Source organism: Acinetobacter sp. BMW17 (assembly GCF_001592855.1).
Taxonomy (GTDB): Bacteria; Pseudomonadota; Gammaproteobacteria; order Pseudomonadales; family Moraxellaceae; genus Acinetobacter; species Acinetobacter johnsonii.
This window is the reverse complement of record NZ_LSOD01000014.1, coordinates 1-20569: the sequence shown is the minus strand read 5'-3', so window position 1 is coordinate 20569 and position 20569 is coordinate 1. Positions and strand designations below refer to the sequence as shown.

General features: G+C 43.4%; 15 protein-coding genes. 14 read left to right on the top strand and 1 reads right to left on the bottom strand.

The window, feature by feature from the left end; translation table 11 throughout:
- Nucleotides 1-113 precede the first annotated feature (113 nt).
- On the bottom strand, nucleotides 114-2642 hold the full coding sequence (ponA, locus tag AXW61_RS03085) for a penicillin-binding protein PBP1a (RefSeq protein WP_062032276.1): 2529 nt from the start codon (nucleotides 2640-2642) through the stop codon (nucleotides 114-116).
- Nucleotides 2643-2807: 165 nt separating this feature from the next.
- Between ponA and AXW61_RS03080 the strand changes: the two genes are divergently transcribed.
- The 14 genes from AXW61_RS03080 (at nucleotide 2808) to AXW61_RS03015 (ending at nucleotide 20326) form a co-directional block, all read left to right on the top strand.
- Nucleotides 2808-3866: a pilus assembly protein PilM gene (locus AXW61_RS03080; protein WP_062032273.1), complete on the top strand. Its 1059-nt coding sequence runs from the start codon at nucleotides 2808-2810 to the stop codon at nucleotides 3864-3866.
- The gene (locus AXW61_RS03075; protein ID WP_062032271.1) at nucleotides 3866-4522 is read left to right on the top strand and encodes a PilN domain-containing protein; all 657 of its coding nucleotides are present in this window, start codon (nucleotides 3866-3868) and stop codon (nucleotides 4520-4522) included. Before AXW61_RS03080 ends, AXW61_RS03075 begins: the two co-directional genes overlap by 1 nt.
- The gene (locus AXW61_RS03070) at nucleotides 4519-5241 is read left to right on the top strand and encodes a type 4a pilus biogenesis protein PilO (RefSeq protein WP_062032268.1); all 723 of its coding nucleotides are present in this window, start codon (nucleotides 4519-4521) and stop codon (nucleotides 5239-5241) included. The genes AXW61_RS03075 and AXW61_RS03070 overlap by 4 nt, the downstream gene beginning before the upstream one ends.
- Nucleotides 5241-5768 carry a pilus assembly protein PilP gene (locus AXW61_RS03065; RefSeq protein ID WP_062032265.1) on the top strand — a complete coding sequence of 176 codons (528 nt, stop codon included), beginning with the start codon at nucleotides 5241-5243 and terminating at the stop codon, nucleotides 5766-5768. Before AXW61_RS03070 ends, AXW61_RS03065 begins: the two co-directional genes overlap by 1 nt.
- A gap of 19 nt (nucleotides 5769-5787) precedes the next feature.
- Nucleotides 5788-7866, top strand: coding sequence for a type IV pilus secretin PilQ (gene pilQ / locus AXW61_RS03060; RefSeq protein ID WP_062032263.1), 2079 nt, complete (start codon nucleotides 5788-5790; stop codon nucleotides 7864-7866).
- A 37-nt stretch (nucleotides 7867-7903) separates the two neighbouring features.
- Nucleotides 7904-8437, top strand: a complete 534-nt coding sequence (aroK, locus tag AXW61_RS03055) for a shikimate kinase AroK (protein ID WP_062032260.1) — start codon at nucleotides 7904-7906, stop codon at nucleotides 8435-8437.
- Nucleotides 8438-8467: 30 nt separating this feature from the next.
- Nucleotides 8468-9553: a 3-dehydroquinate synthase gene (gene aroB / locus AXW61_RS03050; RefSeq protein ID WP_062032258.1), complete on the top strand. Its 1086-nt coding sequence runs from the start codon at nucleotides 8468-8470 to the stop codon at nucleotides 9551-9553.
- A gap of 7 nt (nucleotides 9554-9560) precedes the next feature.
- Entirely contained in the window at nucleotides 9561-10400 is an 840-nt protein-coding gene (locus tag AXW61_RS03045; RefSeq protein WP_062032255.1) for a hypothetical protein, read from the top strand.
- Nucleotides 10401-10847: 447 nt separating this feature from the next.
- Entirely contained in the window at nucleotides 10848-15323 is a 4476-nt protein-coding gene (gene gltB / locus AXW61_RS03040) for a glutamate synthase large subunit (protein ID WP_171254041.1), read from the top strand.
- Between the two features lie 72 nt (nucleotides 15324-15395).
- Entirely contained in the window at nucleotides 15396-16817 is a 1422-nt protein-coding gene (locus tag AXW61_RS03035; RefSeq protein ID WP_005401346.1) for an FAD-dependent oxidoreductase, read from the top strand.
- Nucleotides 16818-17041: 224 nt separating this feature from the next.
- A complete protein-coding gene (locus AXW61_RS03030; protein WP_062032250.1) occupies nucleotides 17042-17920 on the top strand; it encodes a metal-dependent hydrolase in 879 nt (292 codons plus the stop codon).
- 150 nt (nucleotides 17921-18070) lie between these two features.
- Nucleotides 18071-18661, top strand: a complete 591-nt coding sequence (locus tag AXW61_RS03025; RefSeq protein ID WP_062032247.1) for a LemA family protein — start codon at nucleotides 18071-18073, stop codon at nucleotides 18659-18661.
- A 37-nt stretch (nucleotides 18662-18698) separates the two neighbouring features.
- Entirely contained in the window at nucleotides 18699-19772 is a 1074-nt protein-coding gene (locus AXW61_RS03020) for a TPM domain-containing protein (protein WP_062032245.1), read from the top strand.
- Nucleotides 19766-20326, top strand: a complete 561-nt coding sequence (locus AXW61_RS03015; RefSeq protein ID WP_062032242.1) for a TPM domain-containing protein — start codon at nucleotides 19766-19768, stop codon at nucleotides 20324-20326. Before AXW61_RS03020 ends, AXW61_RS03015 begins: the two co-directional genes overlap by 7 nt.
- Nucleotides 20327-20569 lie beyond the last annotated feature (243 nt).

Genomic DNA, 20569 nt, shown 5'->3' with positions numbered 1-20569 from the left:
GAAAAAAGGCAAAGGCAATGTCCGCGAGTAGTGAAAATTAAAGCACAAAAATATCCAAGAAAATGCCAGTCAATTTCTTAACTGACTGGCATTACCGCAGATGCGGGCTTTTATTATTGGACTTGATCAATCAAATGATCGAGCGCATCCGTTTTAGGTTTCGGTTGTTCCTTGGGTGCTTGCATGGTGGGTGGGGCGCTGTTCTTTGGAACCAGCGTTTCCTCTTCACCCGGCAAATCATCAAAGTCACGCTCAGGAGCACGTGGAACCACCACAGGTGCAGGGCGATACAACGGTTGCGCCAAAGGTGGGGTTGGGCCTAAGTTACTCTGAGGTGTTTCTTTCTGATGGCGTTGAATTGGCGCTTTGGCTTTGGCGTCGAGTTGAACCCAAGCCGAAGGCGTGCCTTGTAAGGCTTTGGCCATGAAGTCTGTCCATATCGGGAGCGCAGCCACACCGCCGTATTCGCGGCGTCCTAAAGTCGTGGGTTGGTCGAAACCGACCCACGCTACGGTCACCAATTTGCCATTAAAGCCAGCAAACCAAGCATCTTTTGCATCATTGGTGGTTCCTGTTTTTCCGCCCAAGTCATCTCGTCCAATACGTAGCGCAGCACGGCCTGTACCATGTTGAATCACGTCTTTTAAAATATTCGCCATATCATAAGCAGAACTGGATTTTAAAATACGTTGCGCTTGACGATAGTCACTGTTGATCTCAACAGGATTTGCCGATTTTTCAGCAGGGTTCAGCTCTTGGTTGGTGACTTCAATTACTTCATCATCAGGTGTGATAGTGTCAGCAGATTGAGGATTTGATTCTTGTTGAGAGATACAACTGATACATGCATATTCAGGGTTGTTCTGATAGATGACCTTGCCATAGGCATCTTCAATCCGATTGATGAAGTGTGGTTGAATACGATAACCGCCATTGGCAAAGGCTGAGTAACCTGTGGCCATTTGAATCGGTAAAACCTGAGGTGTTCCGAGTGCAATGGTGTAGTTACGCGGAATCTGTTCATCAGTTAAGCCAAAGTCCATGAACAATTGGCGTGTCCGTTCAATGCCCACGGTTTGTAAGAGTCGAACTGACACGGTATTGCGCGATAAATAGAGTGCACGACGCAATGGAATCATGCCTAAATAGCGACCATCAGCATTACGCGGTGACCATTTCTCAATGGTGATCGGGCTATCATTGACCATGCTATACGGTGTCATACCGCGTTCTAAAGCAAGTGCATAAACAAAGGGTTTGATAATCGAACCTGGTTGGCGCCAGCCTTGTGTGGTTCGGTTGAATTTAGACTGATAAAAGTTATAACCACCAACCAATGCTTCTACAGCGCCATTGTTTGGGTTAAGTGCAATCAGCTGGCCCTGAACTTTAGGCAGTTGCACCAAAGCCCATGAGGTTTTGTTGTCATTGGGGCGCAGACGTACAATGTCTTTTACTTTAACAATCTGAGATGCTCTTGATGGTGCACCGCCTACCGCATTTGCATTGCGATAAGGGCGTGTCCAAGACATGCCAGACCATGGTACGGTTACCGTTGAGCCATCTTGCATTAAGGCATCAAAACTATTTTGATTCACACGGGTAACTTCGGCAGGGAAGGTGTTGGCAAATGCACTAAAGCTACTTAAGGGTTTGTCATGAGCTTCCGCACCACGCCAACCATGACGACGGTCATAGGCTTCTAAACCATCTTGTACCGCTTGTTCGGCATAGGCTTGGCGTTCACTGTTGATGGTGGTATAGACCTTATAACCGGAGTCAATCGCATGCTCGCCGAACTTTTCAATTAGTTCGCTACGGACCATTTCACCGATGTAGGGAAATCGGTTGCTTACCCCGCGGTCAGGCATATCAAGATTAATTGGTTCTGCAATGCCTTTTTCATATTGGCTTTGGTTAATGTAGCCTAGCTGGAGCATACGACCCAAAATCCAGTTACGACGTTCTAAAGCACGTTCGGGGTTGACCACTGGATTGTATTTAGAGGGCGCTTTAGGCAGACCAGCAATCATTGCCATTTGCGCAATGCTGAGTTCGTCTAAGCTTTTGTTGTAGTAAATTTTAGCTGCCGCTGCGATACCGTAGGCATTTTTACCCAAGAAAATCTTGTTGACATAGAGGGTTAAGATTTCCTCTTTTGTCAAATTCTGTTCAATTTTTCGTGCTAGAAAAACCTCAGTCAATTTACGTTTTAACGTACGCTCGGGACTGAGATAATAGTTTTTTGCCACTTGCATGGTGATGGTCGAGCCACCCGTTTGGACGTTTGACCCAGTAATACTTTCACTGACTGCACGTCCTAAACCTTTAAAACTGATACCACTATGCTCAAAAAAAGAAGAATCTTCCGCCGCTAAAAAGGCATGAATAAAACTTTGTGGGATCTGATCGTAATCTACGGGTACAGATAGCTTGCCACCGTATTCCGAAATGAGTTGGTTATCCGCACTATAAACTTGTAAAGGTTTTAGTAATGGCGCCTTTTTTAGAGTTGTCATTTGCGGCAAAGATGGGGCAATATAGAGATACATGCCATAAAAACCCATTGGAATTGAGACCAACATTATAATAATGATCAAAAAAAATGGATGAACACGGCCCGAACAAGATAGCTTTTTCATAACAAGTAAGTTTTAATAAGAGCTAATGGCAAACTAATTAGCGGTCAGTATATCCTGTACACATACGGAATGTTAGATGAGTTATTGTATCCGTATAAAATTATAGACGCGGACTAATTAGTGGGTTACTTTTTTTGGGGATAAAAAAATAATAGGAATGATACTGTGCTCAGGTTATATCGTAAGCCAAGTAAGGGGTTAATAGGAGTAGATATTAGTTCGACTTCTGTTAAGGTATTGGAACTTTCTGTTAAAAACAATCGGTATTGGGTGGAGAGCTATGCACTTGTCCCTTTACCAGAAGGAAGTGTGGTCGAAAAAAATATATTGAATCCAGAAGCAGTTGGTGATGCCCTCGAGCGTGCGGTAAATTTGGCCAATGTTCAATCGACAGACGTAGCACTGGCAGTTCCGACGTCCATGGTGATTACTAAAATCATTGAAATGGATGCCGATATGAACGATGACGAACGTGAAATTCAGATTCGTGATGATGCTGAGCAATATATTCCATTCCCTTTAGATGAAGCGAGTTTGGACTTTGAAGTCCTTCCAGACCGTTTAGCCAATCCAAATCGTGTCAATGTACTCCTCGTTGCAACCCGCATTGAAAATGTAGAGGCACGTGCCGAAGCATTGGAGTTGGGCGGTTTAACGCCTAAGATTGCCGATGTTGAAAGTTTCGCCATTGAAAATGCATTCAAAGTCTTTTCAGATACGCTTCCAATGGGCGTAAATACCGTTGGGATTTTAGACATTGGTCATACCATGACCACCTTGTCCGTTATGAGAAATAATAAAGTCATTTATACGCGTGAGCAGGTGTTCGGGGGGAAACAACTGACCCAGGAAATTCAAAACCGTTATGGTTTATCTTTTGCGGAAGCAGGGCGTGCCAAAAAAAGCCGTACTTTGCCTGATGATTATGATATTGAAGTCCTTGAGCCATTTCTTGAAGCTTTAGTGGAGCAAGCTGCACGCTCTATGCAGTTCTTCTTTGCGTCCTCTCAATTTAATGAGATCGACCATATTTTATTGGCAGGGGGGAATGCCAATATTCCAGGACTGGCGAAGTTATTACAACAAAAATTAGGTTATCGGGTCACCATTGCCAACCCATTTTTACAGATGGGCTTTTCTCCACAAATCGACATTAAAAAAATTGAAAATGATGCTTCATCACTCATGGTGGCATGTGGATTGGCATTGAGGAGTTTTGATTAATGGCAAAAATAAACCTACTCCCTTGGCGTGATGCGTTAAGAGAGAAACGAAAAAAAGAATTTATTGCCTATTGTGTTGGGGCTGCATTAGTTGGGGTTTTAGCTGTTGCTTTGGTGTGGTTTTTTTACAGTCAAAAACTTGAAGATCAAGAACAAGCCAATCAGTTGGTGGTGAGTACCAATCAAAACTTAGATGTCCAATTAAAGTCATTGGAAGGTTTGCAAGAACAGCGAAATGCGATTGTTGAAAGGATGAAGTTGATCCAAGGCTTGCAAGGTCAACGTCCTGTGGCTGTGCGTTTGGTCGATGAAATGGTACGTGTTACACCGAGTAATATGTACATTATTAAGTTTGTGCGTACAGGTGATAAATTTACCATTGAAGGTAAAGCGGAAAGCCCGAATACAGTTGCGGAATTCTTACGTAATCTCGAAGCATCTGCGTGGTATCGCAATGCCTTTATGAATTCATTCTTGGTTGCTGAAGAGAAAAAAGATAAAGCACCAAGTTCTATCGTGCCACGTGTTGAAGAAACCTATGGCACCTTTGTGGTCACGGCAGATTTAGATGAGATTGCACAGCCAGTAGCGCCTGATGCGACTACACCTGAAGCCGCAAGCACAGTTAATAATTCAACAGCGGGGGCAGCACAATGAGTCGCGATGAATTTGAAGAATTAACATCAGAAAACCATGCTGTAGCCAAGAAAAAAATGACGGTTGATAAATTTTTTCAACAGTTTAATACCTTAGATCCAAACAATTACGGTAGTTGGCCCTTTTCAGTCAAATTGACTTGTTGGATCTTTATCATTTTAGTGATTGGGGCATTGGGTTATTTTGTCGTGATTAAGCCGAAGCTTGATGCGATTTCAAATGCACATGCGCAAGAGCAAAATTTACTGAATGAGTTTCGTGAAAAAGATTCAAAATTACGTAACTTGCAGCAATATCAAGCGCAATTGCAAGAAATGGAAGCCAATTTCAATCAGCAATTAGAACAGTTGCCGAAAGAAACTGAAATTCCTGGTTTGGTTGAAGATATCAACGTGAGCGGCGTAAATTCTGGATTAAAGTTTAAAAATATTCGTTTAGAGCCAGAAATTCGCCAAGAGTTCTTTATCGAACAACCGATTTCCATTGAAGCGACGGGTGATTATCATTCTTTTGGTTCATTTGTCAGTGGAATTGCAGCTTTGCCGCGTATTGTGACCTTGCATGACTTCGATATCTCAGCATCAAGTAATAATGAGAAAAAGACGGATATTCCGCAAATTTCATATAGTGTAAAAGCGAAAACCTACCGTTATGTCGGGGCGACAGCTGCTGCAGGTGTGGAAAATACAGCCAAAGCAGATGCAGGAGGTGCTCAGTAATGAAATATCAAAATCTCATGCTTAGTCTCTGCGTAGGACTATTCCTTGTCGGTTGTGATTCACGTATTGATGCGGTCAATATGCAAATGGCTGAAATTCGCAATCAGCCACCATTGCCGATTGAGCCTGCGCCAGATTTTCCACCTGTCCTGACTTTTAATTATGCCGCACATCAATTAAAGAGCCCGTTCATGCCAAGCTCATTAGCGGCTGAACTGAAGATTATGGCTGGAAAGCGTGTTTATCCAAACCTAGCTCGCCAATCACAACCCTTGGAAAGTTATGCGATTGAATCGCTGAACATGAAAGGCAGCATGCGCGGTCAAAATGGACAAATTTTGGCGTTGATTCAAACTCCAGATGGTGAAATTGAACGCGTGCAGCGTGGTAGTTATTTGGGGATGAATCATGGTCGTGTGATTAATATCACCGCTACACAAATTGATTTGATTGAAATTATTCCGGATGGGCGTGAGGGCTATGTCGAGCGCCCGAGAAGCCTAGTATTAATTGGGCCGGCGCCTTAAAAAAGGAAAAGGAATAAAAATGAAAAATAGTGTTAAAGATTTTATATTTGGGGATGGCAATACGATGAACCATATGTTCCGTCAGTTTTCAATGGGTGCAATTGCAATGGCGGTGATGCAGGCTGCAAGTGCGCAAGTCAGTATTACGAATATTGTGCCGATGCAAATTCCGGGACAGGGAACAGAAATTCGTGTCATGTTCAACGGTTTGCCACCACAGCCGCAAGCCTATCAGTTGGAACAGCCATCACGTTTGGTTTTGGATTTTGATAAAGCACAGCAGAGCTTAAAACAAGGCAGCATTGCGGTGGCAACGGCTGAAGCAAGTACAGTAGATGTAACTTCAGATGCGCAGCGTTCACGTTTAACTGTAAATTTGGCTGATGCCGGTGCATTTACTACACGTGTTGAAGGTAATACCTTTATTCTGAAAATTAACTCAGTGAACCCAGCGCTAGCAACACCTGTTGCTGCAGCGCGTTCAGAGCAAGGTATTTCAAATATTGGATTCCAACGTGGTTCAGACGGCGAAGGCCAAGTTGTCATTGATTTAAAAGGTAGCAATACCCCTGTCGATGTGAAACAACAAGGCAGTAAAATTGTGGTGCGCGTTTTGGGGAATAAAATTCCTGCCCACTTATCGCGCCGTCTCAATGTGAATGATTTCGCAACGCCTGTATCGACCATCGATGCACAAAACGATGGCAGTAACGGCCTGATCACGATCCAATCGAATGGCAGTTTTGAATATATGGCTTATCAGGCTGAAGATAAGCTCACCATTAGTTTAAAGCGTCCTGAAGATAAAAATCCAATGAAGCCTAAAGCACCAAGTGCTTATACAGGCAAAAAGATTTCTTTAGATTTTCAAGATATTGAAGTGCGACGTGTATTACAGCTCTTGGCTGATTTTACAGGCATTAACATGGTGGCTTCGGACACAGTACAAGGCAATATTACCTTGCGCCTTAAAGATGTTCCGTGGGATCAAGCGCTTGATATTATTATGAAAACCAAGAACTTGGATAAGCGTCGTAATGGCAATGTGATTTGGATTGCACCTGTAGCTGAACTGATCAAATCTGAGGAAGATGAAGCCAAAGCCATCGCACAAAGCATTAAACTTGCTCCGATTCAAACTGATTACATTCAATTGAGTTATGCAAAATCGGCGGATGTGTTGAAATTGTTAGAAGACTCTCGTGACAGTAAAGGGAGTGAGTCGAATCGTACAGCGGGTTCAGAGTCATTGGCTTTAGAAAGCTTATTAAGTGCTCGTGGTAGTGCGGTTTCTGATTCGCGTACCAATACGCTCATTATTAATGATACGCAGCAAAATATTGACAAGATTCGTCGCATGATTGACTTGTTGGATGTCGCAGTGAAACAGGTGATGGTCGAAGCGCGTATTGTCACAGCATCAACAGACTTTTCTCGTGAATTGGGGATTAAGTGGAGTGCGAAGAAGCTGGACAATAGCCCAGTGTGGGGGGGAGATTTCCAGCCAAGTTTTGATTTGGGTGTGGATTTAGCAACAAACACTGCTGGTACGTTTAACTTTGGTTTATTGAAAATTTCAGACTATATGTTAAACCTTGAACTAACCGCACTTCAAGCGGATGGTCATGGTGAAGTGTTATCAGCGCCTAAAGTACTTACTGGCGATAAACAGAAAGCCTATATCTTGCGTGGTACAGAGATTCCTTATCAAACTTGGAGTGCGACAGAAGGCTTAAAAACCGAGTTCCGTGCGGCTAACTTAAAGTTAGAAGTGACTCCAAGCATTACCCCAGATGGCAAAGTTCAAATGGCACTCATGGTTGAGAAAGACTCCATTGGTGCGATTACTAGTGATGGTATTGCGATTGATACCAGTGAGTTGCAAACCAATGTATTGGTTGCAGATGGTGAGACCGTCGTGCTCGGTGGTATTTTTGATGATGTGAAACGCAATGATTATCAAAAAGTACCATTCTTAGGTGATTTACCCGTAGTTGGTAATTTATTTAAGAATAATACCAAAACTACCATGCAAACTGAGTTGCTGATTTTTGTGACACCACGAATTGTTAATGACAGTGTTTCAAGAAATCATTAATATATTTTCAATTTGAACAAATCTAAAAGGTGACTCCTTGCCAAGCAAAGAGTTTGAAACCCTACCAAATATTTATTTGGTAGGGCCTATGGGGGCTGGAAAAACAACGGTAGGACGACATTTAGCTGAACTGTTAGGACGTGAGTTTCTTGATAGCGATCATGAAATTGAGCGTAAAACAGGGGCAACGATTCCATGGATCTTTGAAAAAGAGGGAGAGCTTGGGTTTCGTAGTCGTGAAACGGTTGTGATTGATGAGTTAACCTCTCGACCCAACTTGGTCTTGGCCACAGGTGGTGGGGCGGTGACTCAGGCTCCAAATCGCGCATTTCTCAAACAACGGGGTATCGTTGTTTATCTTTATACTCCTGTAGAGATTCAACTACAGCGAACCTATCGTGATAAAAATCGCCCACTGCTTCAAGTGGAGAATCCTGAACAAAAGTTAACTGACTTACTCAGCGTTCGAGATCCTTTATATCGTGAAGTTGCCCATTATATTATCGAGACCAATCAAGGGGCTGCACGTGATCTTGCGCAGCGTATCTTAAACTTGATTCTTGTAAAGTAGTTTTGATTCAGTTTTGAAGTGATTTGATCCATGCAAACCTTATATGTTGAACTTGGCGAACGCCGTTACCCGATCTTTATTGGTAGTGATTTAGATCCGAAAGCTTTACTTGAGCCGTATATTCATGGGCGCCAAGTGATGATTGTGAGTAATGAAACGGTCGCGCCTTTGTATTTAGCACGTTACGTGGAAGCAATTGAAGCATTGGGAAAAACAGTTGCAACTTGTATTTTGCCTGATGGTGAAAAATATAAGAATATTGAGCACCTCAACCTGATTTTTGATGCATTACTAGAATCAGGTTTCAACCGTGATTGCACAGTTTTAGCTTTAGGCGGTGGCGTGATTGGGGATATGGCGGGCTTTGCTTCAGCATGCTTCCAGCGTGGAGTCTATTTTATTCAGGTGCCAACGACACTTCTTTCACAGGTTGATTCGAGTGTCGGTGGTAAAACAGGGATTAATCATCCGCTGGGTAAAAACATGATTGGGGCGTTTCAACAACCGCAAGTGGTCTTGGCGGATATGTCTCAACTCAAAACGTTGCCTGCACGTGAGTTATCTGCAGGTTTGGCCGAAGTAATTAAGTACGCACTCTTGGGCGATGCTGACTTTCTCGCTTGGTTGGAACAACATATGGATGCTTTGGTGCAGGGGGATGAGGTTGCACTGGCTGAAGCTGTGTATCGTTCTTGTGCTCATAAAGCGCGTATTGTTGCCAATGATGAAAAAGAACAAGGTGAGCGCGCCTTATTGAATCTTGGGCATACCTTTGGACATGCGATTGAATCTTATCTAGGCTATGGTGAATGGCTCCATGGTGAAGCTGTAGCAACAGGTATGGTGATGGCAGCAGATTTATCGCAGCGTATGGGATGGATCAGTGCAGAAGATTTGGCGCGTACAAAAAATATCATTCAACGTGCGAATTTACCGATAGCATGTCCGCAGATTCCCCTCGATGACTTTTTGGCGTATATGGCGCATGATAAGAAAGTCTTGAACGGGCAGCTTCGTTTGGTTTTGATGCAAGCGGTAGGGCAGGCCATCATTACCAAAACATTTGATGTAGAATTGATGAAACAGGCGATTTTAGCCAACCAAGAGCAGGCATAACTTTATTATGGCAACAACCCTTCGAACCCAGTGGCAGACAAAGCAAAATTATATTTGGCTTGCATTTGGAGGGGTATGCTTGTTTGGTGCCTTAGTCTTTTGGGCCATTACAGATCAAGAGACTGTGGTTGAAGTTGAAAAAAAGGCTGAATCTGAAGTTGAGTTACAAATTCAGCCAGAAAAAGTCGCAACCACCGCACATTTGGGCTCATTTATTGATGAAGTAAAACCTTTGGATATGACGACACGTGTGGTGGCCATTGCACAGCATGAAGCTGAATTTCGTGGGACCAAATTTATTCAGGAAAATAAAAAGAACAGTACAGTTGAACTGTTTAGAGTCTCAGAAGAAGCGATTATTAAGCGCTTTTTGCAAAGACAATCTGATCGTCAAGCGTTTAGTTACTTAAGACTGACGGGTGAAAACCAAATTGAGCAATATGTGCTGATCTATGGTGTGTATAAAAATGCCAATGAGGCGCAAAAGGCATTGGCGGATTTAAAACTGACGTTGCCGAAGTTGGTGCAACCCAAAGTTGAAAAAATTGAAAGCTATGTCGAATATGTCAATGACCTCGGTTCTGATGAACTTGGACTTAGCAATAAGCTCTATGCCGTGCAGTTGAAACCAGCCGCTGTCCCCGTGATTGATGAAGCTACCCTTGCTGCGCGTCAACAAGCGGCACGTGCGGCAGTCGCACAAAATAAACAATCGACCACATCGACAACGGTTACTCGTCGTGATGCAGATGGAAATGTGGTTGATGTGCAAAAGTCACAAACGACCGTAGAGAATACGCCACAAAATAAAACAAATGAACCTGAAGTGACCGACCCATTTAATTAAAATTGGTTCATTATGGCGCATCAAAAAATGTAAATTCCATATGTGCACAAATATAGTGCAATAAATTGATTGTCTTTGAACTAAATTTTTACGTAAAAAACACAAACCTAATAAAACTAAAGCGCTTAACACATAAAATAAATAATTGGCATAAAACTTGCTTTAATGGTGCATGAATTGAGTTGATGTCACTGTTTTGGCGCAAAAAAGATTCGATTTATGAGCGAAATAGTAGCGGTCAAGTGCCTTAAAAAAGTGCGTGACTGCTGCATACATTTTTTCAATTAAGACATGCATAAAGACGAAAATCAGTCTATCTTGGGTGTGAAGAAAAAATGCTGTACTTCAATCAGAATCTGAATATGAGTCAATTGAACGAATCGGCAAGAAGTAATTAGATTGTTAGACGCCCGACAGGGCCTGTAGAAAGAAGGGTACGCTATGCACATGCCATCGCCTAATACTGTAGCTCCCGCTCAAGGTTTATACCAACCGGATGAGTTTAAAGATAACTGTGGTTTTGGTTTAATCGCCCATATGCAGGGTGATGCAAGCCATGATCTTGTCAAGACTGCTATGCACAGTCTGAGCTGTATGACCCACCGCGGTGGTATTGCTGCAGATGGTAAGACAGGGGATGGTTGCGGTTTACTCTTAGCAATGCCAAAACAGTTTTTCCGTGAAGAAGCGAAAAAACTCAGTGATATTACACTCAGTGAAGTTTTTGCTGTCGGCACGGTGTTTTTAAGCCTCGATCCAGCAATTGCAGCACATGCAAAACAAATTCTAACTAAAGAAATTGAATCTGAAGGCTGTCGAGTATTGGCGTGGCGTGTGATCCCGACCAATAACGATGCTTTGGGTTCGATTGCGATGCAGTCACTTCCTGCATTTGAACAAATTATTGTGAACTGCCCAATGGGTGTATCTGAAGTTGAGTTTAACCGTAAACTTTTCTTGGCACGCCGCCGTGCAGAACAACAGCTCAGCAATGACTCATCATTTTATGTAACTACACTATGTTCAACAGTGATTAGCTATAAAGGCTTGATGATGCCTGAAGCAATTGCTGACTTCTACACAGACTTGGCAGACCCACGTCTTGAGTCACATATTGTGGTGTTCCACCAACGTTTCTCGACCAATACTTTGCCGCGTTGGCCTTTGGCACAGCCATTCCGTTATCTTGCGCACAATGGTGAAATTAATACCATTACTGCGAATCGTAACTGGGCGATGGCACGTACGCCAAAGTTTGAAAACCCATTATTGCCTGGTTTAACTGAGCTCAACCCAATCGTGAACCGTACTGGCTCGGATTCTTCAAGCTTAGACAACATGCTTGAAATTCTTGTGGGCGGCGGTATGGACTTGTTCCGTGCATTGCGTATGTTGGTTCCGCCAGCATGGCAGAACGTGGAGACGTTAGATGCCGATTTACGTGCATTCTATGAGTTTAACTCGAAGCATATGGAAGCGTGGGATGGTCCTGCTGGTCTCGTGATTCAAGATGGTCGTCATGCAATTTGTATGTTGGATCGTAATGGTTTACGCCCAGCACGTTGGGTGATTACCAAAAATGGTTACATCACACTGGCGTCTGAAATTGGTGTATGGGGTTACGAGCCTGAAGACGTGATTTCTAAAGGTCGTGTTGGTCCAGGTCAAATCTTAGTGATTGATACCTTCACAGGTAAAATGCTCGATACTAAAGATGTCAGCACGCATTTGAAAAAAATGCGTCCTTATCGTGAATGGTTACGTGAAAACTCGGTTCGTGTACAAGGTAGTCCAGAGCTTGAAGAATATTTATGTGATCAAGGCTTAAAAGGCGACGACCTTAAAGCATCACAAAAAATGTTTATGGTGACCTTTGAAGAGCGTGACCAATTGCTTCGTCCAATCGCTGAAAGTGGTCAGGAAGCAGTGGGTTCAATGGGTGATGATACGCCAATGGCAGTTTTGTCTCGCCAAGTACGTCATGTGTCGGATTACTTCCGTCAACAGTTTGCTCAGGTCACCAACCCACCAATCGACCCATTACGTGAATCAATTGTGATGTCATTGGAAACGTGTTTAGGGCGTGAACAAAACGTTTTTGAACAAAGCCCAGAGCATGCGGATCGCTTGATTATTTCAAGCCCAGTGTTGTCAAATTCGAAAATGCATCAAATCCGTACGTTAGGTCGTAAGGGTTATGAAATTGCAGATATCGATTTAAATTATGCGGAAGATGAAGGTCTAGAAGCTGCAATTGCGCGTATCTGTGAAGAAGCAGCGCAAGCGATTCGTGACGGCAAAACCTTGTTGGTGTTGTCTGACAAAAAAATCCGTCAAGGTTTCTTGCCTGCGAATGCATTAATGGCAACTGGTGCAGTGCATCACTATTTAATTAATGTCGGTTTGCGTACGGATGCCAATATTATTGTTGAAACAGCATTGGCACGTGATCCGCACCAATTTGCGGTTATTCTCGGTTTTGGTGCGACAGCAATTTATCCTTACCTTGCTTATGACGTGATCAATGATTTGGTTGCCAAAGGCGAGTTATTGGGTGATCCAATCCAAGCGCAAGTGAATTTCCGTAAAGGCATTGAAAAAGGCTTGTTAAAAGTCCTTTCAAAAATGGGGATTTCTACTGTTGCCTCTTACCGTGGTGGTCAGTTGTTTGAAGCGGTGGGTCTGTCTGAAGAAGTGGTTTCAAAATGCTTTACTGGCGTACCGAGCCGTATCAAAGGTGCAACCTTTGCTGATCTTGAAAATGATCAGAAGAAACTGGCTGAAACTGCATGGAAAACACGTAAACCAATCGATCAAGGTGGGTTGCTGAAATTTGTCTTCGACAAGGAATATCATGCATTCAACCCAGACGTGATCAATGCTTTGCATAAATCAGTGCGTTCTGGTCAATATGCAGACTTTAAAGAATATGCTGAGCTGGTGAATAACCGTCCAGTGGCAACGATTCGTGACCTATTAAAGTTAAAAACAGATAACTCGATTGCTTTAGATCAAGTGGAGTCTGTAGAAGCGATTTTACCGCGCTTTGACTCTGCAGGCATGTCGTTGGGTGCATTGTCTCCTGAGGCACATGAAGCGATTGCGATTGCGATGAACACCATTGGTGGCCGTTCAAACTCGGGCGAGGGCGGTGAAGATCCAGCGCGTTATGGCACGATTCGTAACTCGAAAATCAAACAGATTGCATCAGGTCGTTTTGGTGTAACACCTGCGTATTTAACCTCTGCTGAAGTCTTGCAGATTAAAGTGGCGCAAGGGGCTAAACCGGGTGAAGGTGGTCAATTACCAGGTGGTAAAGTGAATGGCTTAATTGCACGTTTACGTTATTCAGTACCGGGTGTGACTTTAATTTCTCCACCACCGCACCATGATATTTATTCAATTGAAGATTTATCACAATTGATCTTTGACTTAAAACAAGTCAATCCTCAAGCGATGGTTTCAGTGAAACTGGTGTCTGAGCCAGGTGTAGGTACGATTGCAGCAGGTGTGGCAAAAGCTTATGCCGACTTCATTACCATTTCAGGTTATGACGGTGGTACAGCAGCCTCTCCATTGTCTTCAATTCACCATGCAGGTTCGCCTTGGGAATTGGGTCTTTCTGAAGCGCATCAAGCACTTCGTGTCAATGACCTGCGCGGTAAAGTTCGTGTTCAAACCGACGGTGGTTTGAAAACTGGTCTGGATGTGGTGAAAGCAGCTATTTTAGGTGCAGAAAGCTTTGGTTTTGGTTCAACGCCAATGATTGCTTTAGGTTGTAAATACCTGCGTATTTGTCACCTGAATAACTGTGCAACGGGTGTTGCAACTCAGCAAGATCATTTACGCCAAGAACATTATATTGGTGAGCCACAAATGCTCATCAACTTCTTCACCTTCATTGCTGAAGAAACACGTGAGTGGCTGGCAGCGTTGGGTGTTTCAAGCCTCAAAGACTTGATTGGTCGTACAGATTTGCTTGAAATGCTTCCAGGTGAAACGGAGAAACATGCGCACCTTGATTTGAGCGCATTACTGGAGTCACATCCTTCTGCGCAAGGTAAGGCGCAGTACTGCGAAGTTGAAGGTAACGCACCGTTTGATAAAGGCTTGCTTGCTGAGAAAATGGTGGCAGAAATGCTACCAGCAATTGAAGCTGGTACCACAGGTGAATATCACTTCACCATTGGTAACTGTGACCGTTCAATTGGTGCACGTGTTTCAGGTGAGATTGCACGTCGTTATGGCAATCTCGGCATGGAAGCGCACCCAGTGAAGATGAACTTGGTGGGGACTGCGGGTCAATCGCTCGGTGTTTGGAACGCAGGTGGTTTGCACATTCGATTAGAAGGTGATGCGAACGACTACGTGGGTAAAGGCATGGCAGGTGGTCGTGTGTCGATCTTCCCGCCAAAAGGTTCGCCTTTCCAAACTCAAGAAACGGCAATCATTGGTAACACTTGTTTATACGGTGCAACGGGCGGTAAATTGTTCGCCGCAGGTACAGCAGGTGAGCGTTTTGCAGTACGTAACTCAGGTGCTTTCGCTGTAATTGAAGGTGCAGGCGATCACTGTTGTGAATATATGACAGGCGGTATCGTGACCGTACTTGGTAAAGTGGGTCATAACTTCGGTGCAGGTATGACAGGCGGTTTTGCTTACGTTCTTGACCTTGATAATGACTTCGTTGATCATTACAACCACGAGCTGATTGAGCTGAATCGTATCTCGACTGAGTCGATGGAAGAACATAAAGAGTTCTTAAGCCGTATCTTAGATGAACACATTGCTGAGACTGGTAGTGCTTGGGCGTACAAGATCCGTAACGAGTTTGATTTCTACAGTCGTAAATTCTGGTTGGTGAAACCGAAAGCTGCCAACTTACAGACTTTGTTGAAAACCACTCAAGCTGATCCACAATAATTCCACTACTGCTGATACATAGGCAGGTGCAGACGATAGATAAACGGGCTGCACCTACCCACGGAGAGAGACATGGCAGAGCGCCTAAACAATGACTTTCAATTTCTGGATGTAGCACGCCAAGATCCAGAGAAAAAAGAGATTCAGGTCCGCAAAGCAGAGTTTGTGGAAATTTATAAACCTTTTACAGCGGAAGTGGCAGCAAATCAGACCCACCGTTGTTTAGGGTGTGGTAACCCATATTGTGAATGGAAATGTCCAGTACATAACTACATTCCAAACTGGTTAAAATTGATCGCTGAAGGCCGTATTTTCCAAGCAGCAGAGCTGTGTCACCAAACCAACACGTTGCCAGAAGTGTGTGGTCGTGTTTGTCCGCAAGACCGTTTATGTGAAGGGGCTTGTACCTTAAACGATGGTTTTGGTGCAGTGACGATTGGTAACGCTGAAAAATATATCAATGACACTGCGTTTGCACTGGGCTGGCGTCCAGATATGTCTTCAGTAAAGTGGACAGATAAAAAAGTCGCGATCATTGGTGCAGGCCCTGCGGGTCTAGGCTGTGCTGATATTTTGGTGCGTAGCGGGGTTAAACCTGTAGTATTCGACAAACGCCCTGAAATTGGTGGTCTACTGACTTTTGGTATTCCAGAATTTAAAATGGAAAAAGATGTGATGAAGCGTCGCCGTGAAATCTTCACGGGCATGGGCGTGGAATTCCGTTTAAATACTGAAATTGGTACAGATGTCACCATCGATCAATTGCTTACTGAATACGATGCGGTGTTCATGGGTATGGGTACTTATACCTACATGAAAGGTGGCTTCGCAGGTGAAGACCTTAATGGCGTCTATGATGCCTTGGATTTCTTGATTGCCAATGTCAACCGTACTCAAGGTTGGGAAAAAGACCCAAGCGAGTACATTAGTGTTGAAGGTAAAAAGGTGATCGTTCTTGGCGGTGGTGACACAGCAATGGACTGTAACCGTACCTCTATTCGTCAGGGTGCGGAAGTGGTGAGCTGTGCATACCGTCGTGACGAAGAAAATATGCCAGGTTCACGTCGTGAAGTGCAAAATGCCAAAGAAGAAGGTGTGAACTTCTTGTTTAACCGTCAACCGATTGAAATCGTCGGTGAAAATGGCAAAGTTACGGGCGTGAAAGTGGTTACAACTCAACTTGGCGAGCCTGATAGCCGTGGTCGTCGCAGCCCAGAACCAATTCCGGGTTCAGAAGAAATTTTACCTGCAGATGCAGTGTTATTGGCATTTGGTTTCCGTACCAGCCCTGCGGATTGGTTTACAAATGTGAATATTAACCTTGATGGTTCAGGTCGTGTGGTTGCAGCTGAACAGCAAACCTATAAATTCCAAACCTCAAATCCGAAAATCTTTGCGGGTGGTGATATGGTTCGTGGTTCAGACCTTGTTGTCACAGCGATTTGGGAAGGCCGTCAAGCGGCTGAAGGTATTTTGGATTATTTAGACATTTAATCTAAATCGTCCAACACAAAAACCCGCTTCGGCGGGTTTTTTTTATGATCACTATTTGCCTGAGATGATATGAAAGGGGTGGATCGGGATAAATCGAAAAAGATCTGGTGGATAGTCTGATAAAAATGGACGAATTTACAAAAGTACTAAGCATTTTTGCCATATGTGAACGGTCTCTAAATTCAGATACTGAAGATCGCTCGGTTAAATGTTAGGAAATAGACATGACTCAAGTGACGACAGAAAAACTATATCAACATCGTCCAAAAGCTCAGGGTATTACGATTCGACGTTTGCAATTCAACCCCAAAGCCATTCGTCGGCATTATTTTGCCAATTCACCGTTCATGTCGCATTTGCTGACGGCATTGTCTTCGACGTTTCCTATCGGTGAGCAGTTCTTTGTGCATAGCGTACGCAATGTACGTGACCAAGTGAAGGATGACAATCTGCAAGTGCAGATTGCGGCATTTATTGGTCAAGAGGCGATGCATTCTCAAGCACACACGGCATTTAATGCTGCATGGCGCCGTGATGATTATAATCTCGACCGTTTTCAGGCATGGTTGGCGCGGAAAGATGATTATGTGAAAAATCTGCATCCTAAAATTCAGCTCGCAATCACCTGCGCTTTTGAGCATTTTACGGCACTGCTAGGCGGCTATATTTTAAGGCATCCTGAGGTATTGAGTACCTTGGATGATGATGCGGTTAAACTCTGGGTGTGGCATGCCATTGAAGAAATTGAGCATCGTGCGGTTGCCTTTGATGTTTATCAAGATGTCTATGGTGATGACAAGATTCGCCGCTTAATTATGCGCAGTGTAACGACAGGTTTCGCCAGTTTAACTTTTTACTCGGCCAGCCGTTTATTTTTACAAGACCGTAAAAAGAGTATACCGAAATTGGGCGGGAATCTGTTTGGATTGTATTTACTGGCGAAAATGTTTGTGCAATTGCTGCCTGAATATTTGTCGTATTATAAAACCAACTTTCATCCCTCAGATATTGATTACACCCAGTTGTTGAAATACTGGAAAACCCGTTTGGCAGAAGACTATCAACTCGAAGGTTTTCAGCAGGAGTTGCACGCGGTTGTTTAGTATTAAGTATAAAAAATAAGCAATAAAAACCGAGTGAATATCACTCGGTTTTTTCATTTTTAGATGTTTTAACTAAAAGCAACAAAAGGATAATCAAATGTGTTTACAATCAGATTATTGCAATAAATACAAAAGAAAGAGGATAGCTGAATGAATTTTATGAAAAAAACTGCTGTCGTTGTTGCCCTTGTGAGCACGTTAACGTTATCGGGCTGTGGTTATAATACCTTACAGGTCAAAGATGAGGCAGTTACAGCTGCTTGGTCGGAAGTACAAAACCAATATCAGCGCCGCGCAGATTTGGTGCCGAACTTGGTGAATGTAGTGAAGGGGTATGCCAAACATGAAGAACAAGTCCTAACTGAGGTCACACAGGCTCGTGCCAATGTGGCAGGTTTAAAAGTCGATAAAGAAGTATTAGAAGACCCTGCATTATTCCAAAAATATCAAGAAGCGCAGGCGCAAATGACCGGTGCATTGTCGCGTTTAATTGCGGTCTCAGAAAACTATCCAGATTTAAAAGCCAATGAACAATTCCGTGATTTGCAGGTTCAGCTCGAAGGCACTGAGAACCGCATTGCTGTGGCGCGTAATCGCTATATTACTACGGTGCAAGACTTTAACTCCTATGCACGCCAGTTCCCACAAGTCATAACTGCGAAGGTGATTGGGATGGACACCAAACCAAACTTTAGTGCAGAGCAAAGCGCACAAAAAGCACCAACGGTGTCATTTAACTAGCTGTGACTTAAAGTAATCGTAACCATAGGGTGAATGAATGATAGGGCAGCAGCAGTTCTTACAGTTTTCGTATAAATGGGTGCTTGCATTCATTTTATCAGGACTGTTGTGTCTAAGTTCTTTAACATGGGCAGAGGTTGCGACTACAACAGACAATGCTACGGAAACAGTTATCGCTGGAAAAATGATTCAAGGTCAGCAAGCGGCGAGTTCTAATAATGTAAGCTCGACGAATACTGATGTCGTGCCACGATCACCAGTTGCCAATGATATGGCAGATGGCGAATCGATACGGGTGTTGCCGACCTTAAATGAACCCGTAATCGATCAAGCACATATTTTAAGTACTGAAGATAAGCAAGCCATTGGCCAAAAAATCCGTGCCTTGCATGACACCGGAAAAGCCCAAATAGGCGTGGTGATTGTCCCGACTACAGGTCAAGAGGATATTTTTGGTTTTGCCATGCGTATTGCAGACCAATGGCAGCTCGGTTCAGCAAAGCAGGACAACGGTTTGCTGATCGCAATTGCCGTTAATGATCGGCGTATGCAGATTCTTACGGGTTATGGTTTGGAAGGCGTCATTCCTGACATTATTGCGAACCGCATTATTAACCAACAAATCACACCGTATTTTAAGCAAGCTCAGTATGCTCAAGGGATCAATGCGGGGCTTTCTGAAATTGAACGGATTTTAAATCTTGAACCTGAAGTTGCAGCCCAAGCGGCGCAAGAACTACAAGAACGCCAAGACCAAGCTACTCGAGAACAAGAGGCCAAAAGTAAAACGTTTAGTACTGCTATATTTATTTTAATTGCCGGTGCAATTGGCTCATTTGTGGTGGGTAAGCGTTTAAGTGCCTCGACGGCTGCAGTGGCAGGAACCGTGGCAGGCTTGGTGAATGGAGTAGGCTTAATCACCAGCTTACTGATTGGTGGTGGGATTTTCTTTTTACTCATCACGACCTTAGCCCAAACGATTTTTCAGCTCTTTCTCTCTTCTGGCGGTGGAGGTGGGCGCGGAGGTCGTGGCGGCGGCGGTTTTGGTGGAGGTGGATATAGTGGTGGGGGCGGCGGCTTCGGCGGTGGAGGAGCATCAGGGTCATGGTAACAACAAATGAAACGACGGAAATCGTCACTAAACCAAAGTTAGATGACGTTGTACAACCGAGTTTTAAACGTTGGTTAAGGCATTTATTGCATATGCCTGCGAGTAAACGTTTCTTCAATCAGCAAGATCAATATGCGATTGCGCAAGCAGTAGCTGCTGCTGAACATGGGCACATTGGAGAAATTCAAGTGGTGATTGAAGGGCATATGCCTGCACGAGAAGCCTATTATTTAGATACTCGTGGACGTGCAAAACAACTTTTCGCTGAGCTAGGTATTTGGGATACCGAGCTGAATAGTGGTATTTTACTTTACTTAAACTTGTGTGAGCGGAAAGTCGAGATTGTTATTGACCGTGGGATACAGCAAGCCACTACACAGCAGGTGTGGGATGAGGTCTGTCAGAGTATTATTAAAAAAATGTCACAGCAACAGTATCGGCAGGCTTTAGTCGAAGGCATAACTCAAATCGGGACTATTTTGGATCAATTCTATGCCAATAAAATAGAAGACAAAGCTGATGAATTGAGCAATTCGCCAATTATATTGAACTAGAAAGAGGGAAATTGACAATATTTGTCAGTTTTTTACATAAAAACACAATGCTCAAAAATAAATTTTTAAATAGTGAAATAAAGTGCTGTTTTTTATTTGAAAATAAATATAATAAAAGTTGGCATAATACATGCTAATTACAAAGTAGCTTAGGGTCTGTTGACATTTACTGTTCATAATTAACCCTATAAAGGTAGCCATAAAAATATACAGGCTAAAGCAACAGAACTTTGATAATTTCTT

Excerpts from the sequence above, each read along its gene's own strand:
- gltB (WP_171254041.1), top strand. The coding sequence starts at position 10,848 with ATGCCATCGCCTAATACTGTAGCTCCCGCTCAAGGTTTATACCAACCG.
- AXW61_RS03020 (WP_062032245.1), top strand. The coding sequence starts at position 18,699 with ATGATAGGGCAGCAGCAGTTCTTACAGTTTTCGTATAAATGGGTGCTT.
- ponA (WP_062032276.1), bottom strand. The coding sequence starts at position 2,642 with ATGAAAAAGCTATCTTGTTCGGGCCGTGTTCATCCATTTTTTTTGATC.
- AXW61_RS03030 (WP_062032250.1), top strand. The coding sequence starts at position 17,042 with ATGACTCAAGTGACGACAGAAAAACTATATCAACATCGTCCAAAAGCT.
- AXW61_RS03070 (WP_062032268.1), top strand. The coding sequence starts at position 4,519 with ATGAGTCGCGATGAATTTGAAGAATTAACATCAGAAAACCATGCTGTA.
- aroB (WP_062032258.1), top strand. The coding sequence starts at position 8,468 with ATGCAAACCTTATATGTTGAACTTGGCGAACGCCGTTACCCGATCTTT.
- AXW61_RS03045 (WP_062032255.1), top strand. The coding sequence starts at position 9,561 with ATGGCAACAACCCTTCGAACCCAGTGGCAGACAAAGCAAAATTATATT.
- AXW61_RS03065 (WP_062032265.1), top strand. The coding sequence starts at position 5,241 with ATGAAATATCAAAATCTCATGCTTAGTCTCTGCGTAGGACTATTCCTT.
- AXW61_RS03025 (WP_062032247.1), top strand. The coding sequence starts at position 18,071 with ATGAATTTTATGAAAAAAACTGCTGTCGTTGTTGCCCTTGTGAGCACG.
- pilQ (WP_062032263.1), top strand. The coding sequence starts at position 5,788 with ATGAAAAATAGTGTTAAAGATTTTATATTTGGGGATGGCAATACGATG.
- AXW61_RS03075 (WP_062032271.1), top strand. The coding sequence starts at position 3,866 with ATGGCAAAAATAAACCTACTCCCTTGGCGTGATGCGTTAAGAGAGAAA.
- AXW61_RS03035 (WP_005401346.1), top strand. The coding sequence starts at position 15,396 with ATGGCAGAGCGCCTAAACAATGACTTTCAATTTCTGGATGTAGCACGC.
- AXW61_RS03015 (WP_062032242.1), top strand. The coding sequence starts at position 19,766 with ATGGTAACAACAAATGAAACGACGGAAATCGTCACTAAACCAAAGTTA.